We start from the raw sequence: 14228 nt of genomic DNA, 5'->3' as shown, positions 1-14228 counted from the left end.
ACCCGCCCGGGTCAGGCCGGGGTGCCGGGGGCGTGGGTGGCGTCGCGGACGCTGCCGACGAACGCCTCGGTGAGGTCCTCCATGGTGACCACGCCGACGGTGGTGTCGCGCTCGTCGACGGCGCGGGCCAGGTGTGCCCGGGCCGCCCGCAGCGTCGCCAGCGCCTCGTCCAGGCGGGCCGAGGCCGGGACCGAGGGCAGGCTGCGGACCCGCTGCGGCGGGATCGTCGCCGACTCGGAGTCGGCGAGGTCCAGCACGTCCTTGACGTGCAGGTACCCGGTGAGCCTGCCCTGGGCGCCGCGGATCGGGAAGCGGGAGTACCCGGTCCGCTCCACGGCCTCGGTGAGCGCGGAGACCGTCGTCGACCCGCCGGGGCCCGCGTCGAGGCAGACCAGGTCCTCCAGCGCGACGACGACGTCGGAGACGGTCGCCTCCGCGGAGGACAGGGTCCGCTCGATCCGGGAGCTCTCGGAGTCGTCGAGCAGGCCCTCCCGGCGCGAGTCGCCCAGCATCTCGGCGAGCTCACCGGTGGTGAACGCGGTCTCCAGCTCGTCGCGCGGGGTCACCCCGACCAGGCGCAGGGTGCCGTTGGCCATCGCGTTGAACAGGTCGATGAACGGGCGGGTGACCCGGGTCCACACCAGGAACGGCGGGACCAGCAGGATCGCCGCGCGTTCGGGGCCCGCGATCGAGATGTTCTTCGGCACCATCTCGCCGAGCATCATGTGCGCGACGACCACGATCATCAGCGACACCGCGAACGCGACCGGGTAGGCGAACGCCTCCGGCACCCCGACGGCGGCGAGCGGCCCGTCGATGAGGTGCGCGACGGCGGGCTCGCCGAGCCGGCCGAGCAGCAGCGAGGCGATGGTGATGCCCAGCTGGGAGGCCGCGAGCATCCGGGACAGGTCGTGCGAGGCGTCGAGCACCCGCCGCGCCCCGGCGGACCCGTCGTCGGCCATGGCCTCCAGGCGGTCCTTGCGGGCCGAGATCAGCGCGAACTCCGCGGCGACGAAGAACGCGTTCACCCCGAGCAGGGCGACGGCGGCGAGCAGTGCGAGCAGGTCGTTCACGCCGGCACCGCCCCGGACGCGGCCGTGCGCTCGTCGGCGCCGCGGGTGACGCGGACCTCGGCGACCCGGTTGCGGTCGCGGCGCAGGACCTCGAGGGTCCACCCGTCGACCACGACGGTGTCCCCGACGTCGGGGATCCGGCCGAGGCGGGCCACGACCAGCCCGGCGAGGGTCTCGTACTCCCCGTGCGGCATCCGGAAGCCGGTGGCCTCGTCGACCTCGTCGTCGCGCATCAGCCCGGACAGTGCCCAGACCCCGTCGCCGAGGCGGCGCACCCGGTTCTGCTCGCCGCGGTCGTGCTCGTCGCGGACGTCGCCGACGATCTCCTCCACCAGGTCCTCCATGGTCACCAGGCCCGCGGTGCCGCCGTACTCGTCGACGACGACGGCGGTCTGCAGCCCGGCCGCCCGCAGCCGGGTCATGAGCTCGTCACCGTCCAGCGACGACGGCACGGTCTCGACCGGCCGGGCCAGGTCCCGCACGGCGGTCTCGGCGCGGCGGGCCGGCGGGACCGAGAACGCCTGCTTGACGTGCACCAGCCCCAGCGGGACGTCCGGGTCGCCGTCCACGACCGGGAACCGGGAGAACCCGGACCGGCGGGCCAGCGCCACCAGGTCGGTCACGGTGTCGGTGGCGTCGATGGTCTCCACCCGCACGCGCGGGGTCATCAGGTCCTCGGCGACGCGGTCGGTGAAGCGCAGCGAGCGCTCCAGCAGCACCGCTGTGCCCGGGTCGATGCTGCCGCTCTCGGCGCTGGCCCGGACCAGCGAGCTCAGCTCGCCGGGGGAGCGGGCCGAGCGCAGCTCCTCGGCGGGCTCGATCCCGAAGCGGCGCACGATGGCGTTGGCCGCGGTGTTCAGGCCGGTGATGAGCCAGCGGAACGCCGCGGCGAACCCGGCCTGCAGCCACACCACCGAGCGCGCCACCTCCATCGGGTGGGCGATCGCGAGGTTCTTCGGGACCAGCTCGCCGAACACCATCGACAGCACCGTCGCCAGGACCAGCGACAGCACGGTGGCAGTGCCCGAGGCGATCCCGGCGGGCAGCCCGACGGCCTCCAGCACCGGCCGGATCAGCTCGGCGACGGCGGGCTCGGCGATGTAGCCGGTGGCCAGGGTGGTGGCGGTGATGCCGAGCTGGCAGCCCGACAGCTGGAACGACAGTCCGGCGTGCGCCCGCTGCACCGAGCGGGTCCGCCGGTCGTCGCTGCGGGCCACGGCGGCGTCGATGCGGCTGCGCTCGAGCGCGGTGAGGGAGAACTCCGAGGCGACGGAGACGGCGGTTCCCAGGGTGAGCGCGACGACCGCGAGCAGCCCGAGACAGGAGAGCAGGACGGACACGGAGCTCAGGGCCTCCATCAGGGAGAAACGGTGCACGACGATACGGCGGCCGCGCCCGGCCCGCCCGACGGGAGCTGCGAGTGATCTCACGGCGTCCCGACGGTGATCCGGGCCGCGACCGGGGTCTAGGTTGGTCAGCCATGACCACGGCGACGTCGCCCTCCGCACCGCTCCCCGCGCCACCGGGTCCCCCGGACGGCCGCCGGGGGCCGGTGGCCGGGGCCCCGACCGCGGCGCAGCGGTGAGCGCCCCGCAGCCGACGCCCCCGTCGGAGCGCGCGACCCCCGCGGCCGCGGGGGTCGCGCAGTACGGCGGCCGGCGCAGCTCCGGGCTGGCCCGGGGCAGCGCCTCACCGTTCGTGGACTTCGACCGCCGCTCCTGGGCGCAGCTCGCGTCCTCGACCACGGTGCCGCTGTCGGCCCAGGAACTCGAGCAGCTGCGCAGCTACGGCGACTTCGTCGACCTCGACGAGGTCCGCGAGGTCTACCTGCCGCTGTCGCGGCTGCTCAACCTGCACGTCGAGGAGGGCGGGCGGCTCTACCGGGCCTACCGGCGCTTCCTCGGCTCGGGCGGGGCCCGCACCCCGTTCGTGATCGGGATCGCGGGCTCGGTCGCGGTCGGCAAGTCGACCACCGCGCGGCTGCTGCGCCTGCTGCTGGCCCGCTCCCCGGAGCACCCCGACGTGCAGCTGGTCACCACCGACGGGTTCCTCTACCCCAACGCCGAGCTGCAGGCCCGCGGGCTGATGGAGCGCAAGGGCTTCCCGGAGTCCTACGACCGCCGCAAGCTGCTGCGGTTCGTCTCCGAGATCAAGGGGGGCCGCCCCGAGGTGACCGCCCCGGTCTACTCGCACCTGGTCTACGACATCGTGCCCGACGAGCAGCTCGTGGTCCGCAGCCCCGACATCCTCATCGTCGAGGGCCTCAACGTGCTCCAGCCCGCGGTCGCGGGCGCGCTGACCGTGTCGGACTTCATCGACTTCTCGGTCTACGTCGACGCCGCCACCGCCGACGTCCGCCGCTGGTACGTGGAGCGGTTCCTGCGCCTGCGCGAGACCGCGTTCCGGGACCCGCAGTCGTTCTTCCGCCGCTACGCCGAGCTGGACCACGACGCGGCCGTCGCCCGGGCCGAGCACATCTGGGCGACGATCAACCAGCCCAACCTGGAGCAGAACGTGCTGCCCACCCGCTCACGGGCCAGCGCGGTGCTGACCAAGGGGCCGAACCACGACGTCACGCGGGTGCGGCTGCGCAAGCTCTGACCAGCGCCGGGACCAGGGCGTCGGCGGCCTCGCCGACCCGGGCCGCGGAGCAGGTCTCGTCGGTGACGTGCGCCAGCTCGGGGTCGCCGGGCCCGTACACCAGCACCGCCGGGTCCCCGAGCGCCGGGACGAGCACCGACGCGTCGGTGAAGTAGGACGCGAACGCCGCCGGCCCGCCGTACCCGAGCGCCGTCGCGGCCGCGGCCGCCCGCGGGTCGGCCGGGTCGGTCCCGACGGCGGGCAGGTCCAGGCGGACCTCGACGTCCGGGACGCCGCGGTGGGAGGTGGCGGCCAGCGCGGCGCGCGCGATCCCGGCCACCTCGTCGCGGGCGGTGGCGGCGTCGAGGCCGGGGACCAGGCGCAGGTCGACCTCCAGCTCGGCGCGGTCGGGCACCAGGTTGGGCTGCAGCCCGGCGTGCAGCGTCCCGGGGTTGGCCGTGGCGGCGCCGTGCGTCGCGCTGACGGGCCAGGTGTGGTCGTGCAGCGCCGCCGCGACCCGGCCGAGCGCGACGAGTGCGTTGTCGCCCAGCTCGGGGCGCGACCCGTGGGCGCCGACCCCGTGCTGCACCAGCCGCAGCCACAGCACGCCCTTGTGGCCGTGCAGCACCCGGTTGGCGGTCGGCTCGGCCACCACCAGCAGCGGTGACGGCTCCAGGCCGGTGAGCAGGCGGGCGCCGTCGCCGCCGGTCTCCTCGCCGAAGGTGAACACCAGCTGCAGCGGGGTGGCCGGGTCGCTGCGCAGCGCCGCGACGACGAGCGCCGCGACCCCGGCTTTCATGTCGGTGCTGCCGCGCCCACGCAGCCGCCCGTCGACGACGTCACCGGCGTGCGGGTCGAACGACCAGCCCGCCGGGTCGGCGGGGACGGTGTCGAGGTGCCCGGTGAGGGTCACCGGCGGGCGGCCGTCGCCGCGGCGCGCCACCAGGTTCGCCCGCGCCGGATCGGCCGGGTCGGGCTCGGTCCGCACGGTGAAGCCGCCGTCGTCGAGCAGGCCGGCGAGCAGGTCGGCGGCCGCGCGCTCCCCGCCGCCGCGGGTGTCGAGGGTGATCAGCGAGCCGGCGAGTGCGACGGGGTCGGGGGTCTCCATCTCCGCGACCCTTCCACGACCCCGCCGCCTCCGAGGGCCGATGCCATTGCTCATCACTTCTTTGGCAGAATGGGGCGATGGGTGAGGGATCGGGCAGCGAGTCCGGCGGCTCCGGCGGCACCGTGGTGTCGAGCCGCTTCGAGACGAGCGACGACGAGGTGGCATCCCGGCTGCGGCTGGCCGTGGGCCGGCTGAACCGCCGGATCCGCATCGACGGCTCCGAGTCGCTGCCGCCGTTGCAGCTGTCGACCCTGGTCACCGTCGAGCAGCACGGCCCGCTGCGCCTGTCGGAGCTGGCCCGCCGGGAGGGAGTGACCGCACCGACGATGTCCCGGGTGCTGTCCGCGCTGGACGACCAGGGCATGGTCGAGCGGGCGGCGGACCCGGGCGACGCCCGTGGCGTGCTCATCTCGATCTCCGCCGACGGACTCGACCGGCTGCGCGAGGTCCGTAGCCAGCGCACCGCGCTGGTCGCCCGCCGGCTCGACCGGCTCGACGCCGCCCAGCGCGCCGCGCTGGAGGCCGCGCTGCCCGCGATCGAGGCCCTGATCGTCGCCGACGACGACTGAGCGCTGCCGGGTCCCCTCAGGCCTCGGCGCCGTCGACGGTGACCACGACCCGGGAGCCGTCGTCCCGGCTGCCGCCCGCGACGGACCGCAGTCCCGCGACCCGCGCCGACTCCGGCAGCGGGTCGGGGTAGTGCCAGAACACCTCGGCCAGCCGGGTCCCGCCGGGCAGGTCGGCGTGCTCGTAGTGCGCCTCGCCCTTGTAGGGGCAGCGGGTGCGCAGCCCGCTCGGCGTGGTCGGGACGGCGACGTCGGCGGCGGGCAGGTACCAGCGGTTCGGCAGCCCGGTCTCCGACAGCACCCACGGGTGCTCCGAGCGGGCCAGCACCGTCTCGACGCCGTCGGTCGCGACGTGGGTGACCACGACCTCGCGGTGGGTCGGGCGCACGTCGACCCGGGTGTAGGGGTCGGTGAGGTGGGCGAAGACCTGCTCGTCCTCGTCGTACCAGGCGTCGGCGGCGTTCCAGTACACCGCGGCGAGCCCGCGCAGCCAGGATGCGGCCGCGACGGGCTCGGGGTAGTGCCAGACGGCGTTCTCGGCGGTCCGGTCGCCCACGACGAGCGACCGGTAGGACGCGTCGCCCTTGAACGGGCAGTGCGTGGTGTGGCCGGTGGCGACCAGCACGTCCTGGTCGAGGTCGGTCTCGGGGACGTAGAGCACGGGCAGCAGGTTCGACTCGTGGACGAGGAACCCACCGCGGGTGTCGAGCACGGTGCGCCCGGCGAACTCCGCCCGCACCCGCCTCGGGAACGGATGCATGAGCAGCTTGTGCGGCGGGCCGTCGATCGCGTAGTTCACCGTGGTCGGCGCGTACGGCGACAGCGGGCCGTCGGTGCGGGTCAGTCCCATGTGGCCTCACCTCGTGGGTGGTCGTGCGGGTCGGTACCCACACAACCACCCACGGGGCGAACCTGCCACGGGGCTACAGCGAGAGCTGCACGTCGTAGTCGCCGATCCAGGTGTTCAGGTCGATGATGCGCTCCAGCTGCATCCGGCGGCCCATCGAGTTGGCCTCGTGCCCACCGCCCTCGTCGAGCCGGCGCCGCACCGCCGCCCGGTCCACCAGCGGCGCGACGGGCGCGTCGTCGCCCTGCCCGACGATCTCGGCGACCTGGTCGCGCAGCGACTTCTCGTAGGAGTCGTCCTGGGTGGAGGGGTAGGGGCTCTTGACCCGCTGGACCACCGACTCGGGCAGCAGATCGGAGGTGGCGTGGCGCAGCAGCGACTTCTCGCGCCCGTCGAAGGTCTTGTGCGCCCACGGTGTGCCGAAGACGTACTCGACGAGGCGGTGGTCGCAGAACGGGACCCGCACCTCGAGCCCGACGGCCATGCTCATCCGGTCCTTGCGGTCCAGCAGCACCGGCAGCCAGCGGGTCAGGTAGAGGTAGCAGATCTCGCGCATCCGGCGCTCGTGCGGGTCGTCGGCGGCCGGGCCGGTCAGCTCCGGCACCTCGGCGAGCGCGGCCCGGTACTGGTCGTCGAGGTAGCCGGGGACGTCGAGCTTGTCCCACAGGGCCCGGTCGAACAGCCCGGGGTCGGACTGGTCGGCGTTCATCATCCGCCCGGCCAGCCAGGGGAAGGTGTCCGCGGCGACGGTCTCCGGGTCGTGGAAGTCGCGGTAGCCGCCGAACACCTCGTCGGCGGACTCCCCGGACAGCGCGACCGTGGACTCCGTGCGGATCGCGGAGAACAGCAGGTACAGCGACGAGTCCATGTCGCCGATGCCGGCGGGCAGGTCGCGCGCGTGCACCGTGGCCCGGCGCACGGCCGGGTCCATCATGTCCTCGGTGCGGAGCACGATGTCGCGGTGCGAGGTCCCGACGTACTCGGCGACCTCGTGCACGTAGGGGGAGTCGGGGGTGCCGCGGGCGTCGTCGGCGACGAAGTTGTCGGCGTAGCCGACGAAGTCCACCGCGAAGGACCGCACGGTGCCGTCGACGTGCTTCGCGGCCAGCGCGGTGAGCGCCGAGGAGTCCAGCCCGCCCGAGAGCAGCGTGCACAGCGGGACGTCGGCGTAGAGCTGGCGCAGCGCGGTGTCCTCGAGCAGCTCGCGGACGTGGTGCACGGTGGTGTCGACATCGTCGGTGTGCCCGGTGTCGGTGAGCTGCCAGTAGCGCTCCTCGCGGACGCCGCCGTCCCGCGAGACCCGCACGACGCAGCCGGGCGCGACCTCGCGCATGCCGCGGAACACCGCGTTGGACATGTCGGAGACGAACGCCAGCGCCCGGCGCAGGCCCTCGGCGTCGACGACCCGCTCGGCCTCGGGGTTGGCCAGGATCGCCTTGGGCTCGGAGCCGAACAGCACCCCGTGCGGGGTGGGGTAGTAGTACAGCGGCTTGATGCCCAGGCGGTCACGCACCAGCACCAGCTCGTTCGTGCCGGAATCCCACAGGGCGTAGGCGAACATGCCGTTGAGCCGGCGGGCGACGTCCCGTGGGTCCTTCGCACCCCACTCGCGGTGCGCCCGCAGCACGACCTCGGTGTCGCTGGAGGTCCGGAACCGGTGCCCGGCGGCGGCGAGCTGCTCGCGCAGCTCGCGGAAGTTGTAGGTCTCGCCGGAGTAGACCATGTGCAGGGCGGGGGCCCCGCCCTCGTCGAGGGTCATCGGCTGGCGGCCGCCCTCGATGTCGATGACCGCGAGCCTGCGGTGGCACAGCGCCGCGGGACCCTGGGCCCACACGCCCTGCTGGTCCGGTCCGCGGCAGGACATCGTCTCGTTCATCGCCGCGAGGGTGCGGGCGTGCTCGTCCGCCCCCAGGTCGTGTCGGTAGTCGATCCAGCCGCAGATTCCGCACACGGTTGAGCGCCTCCTCGATCTCGTGGCCCGGGCCGCGCCGCCCGGTAAGATCGATTGCAACGCTAATGATTGCGAGCCGCAACACGTGGGTAACACGACGTGGCCGCTCCGTCCGGTGATGGGCGGTTCGTCCAGCGCTTTCGACGACGGGCGTCGCTGATCACACCCGTTCGGCGCAGCATCATTGCGTGAAGGCGCACGAACCTTTCGATCCGCTTACGTGATTGCGATCGTCAATGTTGCAGTCCGCAACGTGTGTAGCATGCGAAACATGACGGAACGTCCGATTGGCCCGATTGACGACGACGCAACCGTGGCGACCGGCGGTCTCGCCACGGCGACCCAGGACCCGCTGCACTCGCTGGAGAAGCAGATCACGCTGCTGGTCCGCCGCACCATGGAGTCGGTGTGGTCCCACGGCTACGGCGCGAACGACGCCGTGGACCGCTACACCTACCCGGTCCTCATGCTGCTCGACGACGAGGGCGCCCTCTCGCTCACCGCGCTGACCGGCAAGCTGGGCGTCTCCAAGCCCACCGCCAGCCGCCAGGTCTCGCGCCTGTCGCGGGCCGGCCTGGTCGACGTGTCCCCGCACGAGCGCGACCCCCGCTCGGTCAGCGTCACCCTGACCCCGGCCGGCCTCGCCGCCCGGGAGCAGGTCCGCGAGGCCCGCCTGGCGCCGCTGCGCGAGGTCATCGCGCACTGGCCGACCCACGACCGCGACTCCCTGGCCGAGCTGCTCGACCGGTTCAACACCGACCTGGACCTCTTCGTGCGCTGACCCCGCTGCACCTGACCGCGCGCGCCCCCGTGCACCCGCTGCTCCGCCGGGCCCCACCCGGGTGATGCGATAGTGGGCAGTCCGGGTGGCCGCACCCGGAGCGAGTTCGGGGGTGAGGACGGGCGTGGACGCGCTGGTGGCGCTCGTCGCCGGGGTTCTGCAGGGCATCCGTGGGCTCGGTGTGCCGGACGTGTGCCCGGGGGACTGGGCCTGGTCGGTCACCGCGCTCGGCGCGCTGACGGGGCTGCTGCCCACCGCGGGTGCGGCGCTGGTCGCGCTGCTGCGCCGGGGGATCGGCTCCGGGTCCTCGTCGGGCTACGGCTCGGCCGAGTCCGTGCTGCTGGCCGGGATCGGTGTGCTGTCGGCGGGCCTGCTCCCGCTGGCGGTGTTCGTCGGGGCGGGCGGGGTGTTCAGCCGTGCCACCGCCGGCGTGCCGGCCGTCCCCGGGCTGAGCCCGTCGGCCACGTCGTCGATCCGGGTCGAGACCTGCAGCGTCGTCGGGACCCAGAGCAGCTACCTGGGCCGCGGCACCGTGGCCGGGTCCATCGGCGGGGACGTCGTCACCTCGGTCACCTCCGTCGCCCTGCTCGGCGTCGTGCCGCTGCTCGCGACCGTGCTCGTCGCGGTCCAGGCGCGCACCGCGCTGCGTCGCGGGCCCCGCTGGCCCGCCAAGTTCTTCTGGCTCCCGCTCTTCGCGCTGATCGTGCTGACCGGCGGGGTCCCCGCGGGCACCGCCGAGCACCTGTGGGTCGGCATCCTCGCCGCGAGCCTGGCCGGGGTGCTGATCGTCCCGCTGTTCCCCGCACCGTCGCGGGCGACGGTCGAGCGGATCCGCGCCGGGCGCGACGCGCCGCCGCGCCGCGCCGAGCCGCCCGCCGCGGGACGCACCGGCACCGGGTCGTCGCGGGCCGGGCGCGGTGGCGGCGACGGGCTCGCCCCGCAGTCCGGCGCCGCCGCGACGCCCAGCGTCGCCGAGCGCCTCGCCCAGCGCTTCTCCGCCCGCGAGACCCCGGGCACCGCCGGGACCAACGGCGCCCGCGGGCCGTCCTCGGTCGAGCAGTCCGCGCCCTACGCCGGGTTCGCCGCCGCGCCCCGCCCGCCGTCCGGGTACGGCGCGCTGCCGCCCGCCGGGTACGCCCCCGGCCCGGCCGGGCGCCCGCCCGCCGGACCGCCGCCGTTCACGGGCCCGGCGGCACACCCCGCCGCGGGTCCGCTGCGCGGCCCGGTGCCGGGAGCGGCCCGCGGCCCGGTCTCCGGTGCGGGACGGCCCCCGGCGGGGCCGCCGCGCCGGCCCACGCTCGTCGCACCCGTGGCGGGCGGTCCGCCGCGGGCGCCCCGGTTCCGGCTGATGCGCCGCCTCGGTGCCGGTGGTTTCGGTGGGGTCTGGCTGGCCCACGACGCCAAGCTCGGCCACACCGTGGCGGTCAAGTCCGCGCACGCCGCGGACCCGGAGACCGAGGAGCGCATCCGCCGGGAGGCCGCCGCGCTCGGCGCGCTGCGCCACCCCTGCTGCGTGCAGATCCACGACCTGCTGCACGCCTCGTCCGACCCGGGCCTGCAGGGCATGGACGGGCTGGTCATCGTCATGCAGTACGTCGACGGCATGTCCCTGGGCCAGCTCGTCGGCGAGCAGGGCCCGGTGGACGACATCTCCGCGGCCCGCATCTGGACCGGCATCGCCGGGGCCCTGCACACCGCGCACCGTGCCGGGGTGCTGCACCGCGACATCAAGCCGGGCAACATCGTCGTCGACCCGCAGGGGCACCCGCACCTGATCGACTTCGGGATCGCGCGCAAGCAGGGCGACTCCACGCTGACCCAGACCGGCTACGTCCTGGGCACGCCGGACTACCTGGCGCCGGAGGCCGCGGCCGGGAAGCCCGCCTCGCCCGCCTCCGACGCCTGGCAGCTCGCGGCGGCGGTGTCGTTCGCGCTGAGCGGGCACCCGCCGCGCGGGGAGTCCGCCGACGCCGTCGCCGGGCTGCGGGCGGCCGCGGCGGGGGCGAAGCTGACCCACCTGCCGAGCCGGACCGCGCACCTGGCGCTGCTCAAGCAGGCGATGCGCACCGAGCCGCACCGGCGCCCGGACCTGCCCACGGTGCAGGGCAAGCTCGACGGCTGGCTGCGCCGCCACGGGCACCGCGCCGACGGCCCGGTCACCGCGATGCTGGAGTACCGCCGGGGCTGAGGGCCCGGTCCGCCCACGGCGCTGCGCAGGGCCGTGGGCGGACCGCTCAGAGCCAGGCCTGGACGAACAGCCGCAGGGCCAGGCCGAGGCCCGCGACCGCGATGCCGATCCGGACCAGGCGAGCCGGGAGACGCCGGGCCACGACCGGGCCGAGCCGGCCGCCGATGAGCAGGCCCAGGGCCAGTGCGGGCACCGCGGCCCACGCGACGTCGCCGAGGACCGCGAAGCCGACCGCGGCGACGGCGTTCGCCGCCCAGGTCAGCACGTTCTTCAGCGCGTTGGCCCGCAGCAGGGTCGCGCCCGGCAGCGACAGCGTGAGCGCCAGCATCATCACCCCGGCCGCGGCGCCGAAGTACCCGGCGTAGACGGCGACGCCGAACACCCCCACCGCGACGCCCGGCCCGGGCGGTCGCGGTTCGGCCGCGGGCCGGGGCGGGCGCAGGAGCAGCAGTGCCGCGACCGCGACGAGGAACGGTACGATCCGCTCGAAGCCACCGGCCGGGGTGAGCAGCAGCAGCCCGGCCCCGGCCGCGCCGCCGAGCAGCGCCGGGCCGATCCAGCGGCGCAGCTGCGGCCCGGCGCCGCGCAGCTCCGGGCGGGACCCGGCGACCGCGCCCGCCCCCTGGAACAGCATGCAGACGGTGTTGGTGATGTTCGCCGTCGTCGCGGGGAGCCCGACGGCCAGCAGCGCGGGGTAGGAGAACAACGACGCGAGGCCGGCGACGGCGCCGATAAGGCCGGCCGCGATGCCGGCACCGAACAGCGTGAGCAGCTGCCACGGGGTCACGGACGGTGCATCTCGTTGTCGATGCACAGGACCCTACCCGCCGCCCGGTGAGGGGCACGACCACGTCACAATGGCGCCGATCGGCGCAGCGAACTGCGTCGGAACGGGGGTCACGGTGGTGGGGCCGCGCGAGGCCGGGGTGGGTGCCGCCCTGCTGCTCCTGCTCGCGGGCTGCGGCAACGCGGGCCCCGACGTCGCTGCCCCCCGCCCGCCCGTCCCGGCCCTCACGGCCGCGACGACCCCGCCCCCGGCGACCACCCCGTCCGCCCCGGCCGACGACGGCGGCCCGGCCGGTCCGTGCACCGGCGACACCCTCGACGTGTCCGCCACCGCACCACGCACCGACGGGCCGGCCGCCGTCGCCGACCTGGTGTTCCGCAACACCGGCAGCGCCCCCTGCATGCTCGACGGCTATCCCGGGGTCGCGTTCGTGGCGGGCAACGAGGGGACCCGCGTCGGGCCGCGGGCCGCGATCGACGGGCCCCGGGCGCGGGTGCGGCTGGCGCCGGGGGCCGCGGCGACGGCGCCCCTGCGGGTTCGGGCGACCACGTCGTACCCGGAGGCGGACTGCGTCCCGGAGCAGGCGCGCGGGCTGCGGGTCGCCCCGCCCGGGGGCAGCGGCGGGACGTTCGTGCCGCGCCCCGGCCCGGTGTGCTCCGCCGACCCGGCGCCGCCGCAGGCCACGGTGGGGTCGGTCGCCGCCCGGTAGGGATCGGCGGGGAGCCCGGTCAGGCGGGGTCGGTGGTGTGCAGGGCGAACCACAGCTCGGCGCGGACGCCGGGGGAGTCGAGGTCGCGCTCCAGCAGCGCGGCGGCCCGGGTGATGCGGGCCCGCAGGGTGTGGCGGTGCACCCCGAGCCGGGACGCGGCCGGGTCCCACTGCCCGTGGTGGGCCAGCCACTCCCGCAGGGAGGCGACCAGGTCGCCGCGCCGCTCGGTGTCGTGGCGGACGAGCGGGGCCAGCACGGCGTCGGCGAAGGCGGTGGCGTCCTCGGGGCGCACCAGCGAGGCGAGCCCGCTGCCCGCGAGGTCGGCGAAGCGCAGCACCGTCCGGTCGCGGCGTTCGGCGGCGTCGAGCGCCCGGCCCGCCTCGCGCAGTGCGCGGCCCAGCTCACCGACCGGGGCCGGCGTCGACACCCCGGCCCGCACCCCGCGCACCTGTCCGGCGGCCTCCAGCACCGCGGGCACCGAGCCGGCGCCGACGAGTGCGGCCACCTGCCCGTCGAGCTCGGCGTGGAAGGCGACCCCGGGGGCCCGTTCCAGGGCGTCGAGCAGGACGTGCGGCGGCGCACCGGTGGCCCGCCCGCCGAGCGCGACCGCGACCAGGTCCCCGCCGGGCAGCGGGCCCCAGGTCTCGGCGAGCACGTCCTCGGCGCCGCATCCCGGCAGCGAGGCCAGCGCCCGCAGCACCGCGGTCCGCACCCGGCGCTCGGCCCGCCCGGCCGCGGCGCTGCGCGCGTGGGCCAGGGTCAGCACCGACACCGCGGACCCGATGAGCTGCCGGTCGACCGGGGTGAAGCGCCGGTCCCGCCCGACGACGAGCACCGCGGGCCCGATCAGGCGCACCGGCTGCAGCACGACCTGCCCGTCCCCGACGGCGACGGTGACGCTGGACGGCCCGGGGTGGTCCCGCACCCGGTCGATCTCGGCGCGGAGCAGGACCGCGCGCCGGGCCGCCCCGGCGGGCGCGGACCGGCGGACCCGGCCGTCGGCCCCGGAGATCAGCGCCCAGGCGCCGAGGCGGTCGGTGAGCCGGTCCAGCACCCGGGCAGTGCCGGTGTCGGGGTCGTCCTCGCCCAGGGCGGCGGCGGTGAGCGCCCGCTGCGCCTCGTCGGTGCGGACGACCTCGGCGTAGCGGTCGGCGGCGCGGGCCTCGGCGACGGCCTTGGTCAGCGCCAGGAACGGGGTGCGCTCGGGGATCTCCAGCAGCGCCAGCCCGGCCCGCGCGCACGCCTCGCGCAGCGCGGGGAGCAGGTCGTCGTGTCCCAGACCGCAGCCGAACCCGAGCCCGGCGAGGCCGTGCGCGACGAGCCGGTCCACGTAGCCGGCCGGGTCGGGCGCCGGTCCGAGCCCGGTGGTCAGCAGCAGTTCGTCGCCGTCGAGATAGGGCGTCGGATCGGACAGTTCGCTCGAATGCACCCACGTGAGCGGTCGATCCTGATCCGCGGACGGACACGCGAGCCGCAGTCCGAGACTGCGGCTCGCACACAGCGTGCGCAGCGTCAGCGCCATCTGGCCCCCTGCCGGATCGGCGTGTACCGGACATCGAACTGGACAGTGCGGACACTACCGCGCCGGCGTGTTCCGGATCACGCTGTCCGGCACGGACCGCAGTCGTCGTCAGAAGG

12 protein-coding genes are annotated in these 14228 nt (G+C 75.6%); 5 read left to right on the top strand and 7 right to left on the bottom strand.

The window, feature by feature from the left end:
- Positions 1–11: 11 nt before the first annotated feature.
- Positions 12–1073, bottom strand: coding sequence for a hemolysin family protein (locus tag DMP15_RS16130; protein ID WP_073574885.1), 1062 nt, complete (start codon positions 1071–1073; stop codon positions 12–14).
- Complete coding sequence (locus tag DMP15_RS16125) at positions 1070–2431, bottom strand: hemolysin family protein (protein ID WP_174565866.1); 1362 nt, start codon at positions 2429–2431, stop codon at positions 1070–1072. Before DMP15_RS16125 ends, DMP15_RS16130 begins: the two co-directional genes overlap by 4 nt.
- Before the next feature lie 313 nt (positions 2432–2744).
- Between DMP15_RS16125 and coaA the strand changes: the two genes are divergently transcribed.
- Entirely contained in the window at positions 2745–3674 is a 930-nt protein-coding gene (coaA, locus tag DMP15_RS16120) for a type I pantothenate kinase (RefSeq protein ID WP_073575332.1), read from the top strand.
- On the opposite strand, the gene DMP15_RS16115 is transcribed toward coaA, so the two are convergent.
- Positions 3646–4761, bottom strand: a complete 1116-nt coding sequence (locus DMP15_RS16115; protein ID WP_073574884.1) for a M20/M25/M40 family metallo-hydrolase — start codon at positions 4759–4761, stop codon at positions 3646–3648. The two genes, coaA and DMP15_RS16115, sit on opposite strands and share 29 nt — an antisense overlap.
- Before the next feature lie 77 nt (positions 4762–4838).
- Between DMP15_RS16115 and DMP15_RS16110 the strand changes: the two genes are divergently transcribed.
- Positions 4839–5330, top strand: a complete 492-nt coding sequence (locus tag DMP15_RS16110; protein ID WP_083658280.1) for a MarR family winged helix-turn-helix transcriptional regulator — start codon at positions 4839–4841, stop codon at positions 5328–5330.
- 16 nt (positions 5331–5346) lie between these two features.
- Here the strand turns inward: DMP15_RS16110 and DMP15_RS16105 are convergent, their stop codons facing one another.
- Together DMP15_RS16105 and asnB are read right to left on the bottom strand one after the other, a co-directional pair.
- The gene (locus tag DMP15_RS16105; RefSeq protein WP_073574883.1) at positions 5347–6177 is read right to left on the bottom strand and encodes a DUF427 domain-containing protein; all 831 of its coding nucleotides are present in this window, start codon (positions 6175–6177) and stop codon (positions 5347–5349) included.
- A 73-nt stretch (positions 6178–6250) separates the two neighbouring features.
- Complete coding sequence (gene asnB / locus DMP15_RS16100; protein WP_073574882.1) at positions 6251–8125, bottom strand: asparagine synthase (glutamine-hydrolyzing); 1875 nt, start codon at positions 8123–8125, stop codon at positions 6251–6253.
- Positions 8126–8396: 271 nt separating this feature from the next.
- Here asnB and DMP15_RS16095 point away from each other — a divergent pair, with 271 nt between their 5' ends.
- Together DMP15_RS16095 and DMP15_RS16090 are read left to right on the top strand one after the other, a co-directional pair.
- Positions 8397–8906 (top strand): MarR family winged helix-turn-helix transcriptional regulator, encoded by a 510-nt coding sequence (locus DMP15_RS16095; RefSeq protein WP_157818225.1) that lies wholly within the window; start codon positions 8397–8399, stop codon positions 8904–8906.
- A 124-nt stretch (positions 8907–9030) separates the two neighbouring features.
- Positions 9031–11094: a serine/threonine protein kinase gene (locus tag DMP15_RS16090; protein ID WP_073574880.1), complete on the top strand. Its 2064-nt coding sequence runs from the start codon at positions 9031–9033 to the stop codon at positions 11092–11094.
- A gap of 46 nt (positions 11095–11140) precedes the next feature.
- On the opposite strand, the gene DMP15_RS16085 is transcribed toward DMP15_RS16090, so the two are convergent.
- Positions 11141–11881, bottom strand: coding sequence for a sulfite exporter TauE/SafE family protein (locus tag DMP15_RS16085; protein WP_073574879.1), 741 nt, complete (start codon positions 11879–11881; stop codon positions 11141–11143).
- Positions 11882–11999: 118 nt separating this feature from the next.
- On the opposite strand from DMP15_RS16085, the gene DMP15_RS16080 reads away from it, so the two are divergent.
- Positions 12000–12590, top strand: a complete 591-nt coding sequence (locus DMP15_RS16080; RefSeq protein ID WP_337826114.1) for a DUF4232 domain-containing protein — start codon at positions 12000–12002, stop codon at positions 12588–12590.
- A gap of 19 nt (positions 12591–12609) precedes the next feature.
- Here DMP15_RS16080 and DMP15_RS16075 read toward each other — a convergent pair whose 3' ends face one another.
- A complete protein-coding gene (locus DMP15_RS16075) occupies positions 12610–14112 on the bottom strand; it encodes a PucR family transcriptional regulator (RefSeq protein ID WP_337826113.1) in 1503 nt (500 codons plus the stop codon).
- Positions 14113–14228 lie beyond the last annotated feature (116 nt).

It is taken from the genome of Pseudonocardia sp. UM4_GMWB1 (genome assembly GCF_017312155.1).
Taxonomy (GTDB): Bacteria; Actinomycetota; Actinomycetes; order Mycobacteriales; family Pseudonocardiaceae; genus Pseudonocardia; species Pseudonocardia alni.
This window is presented reverse-complemented; position numbering and strand designations above follow the sequence as displayed.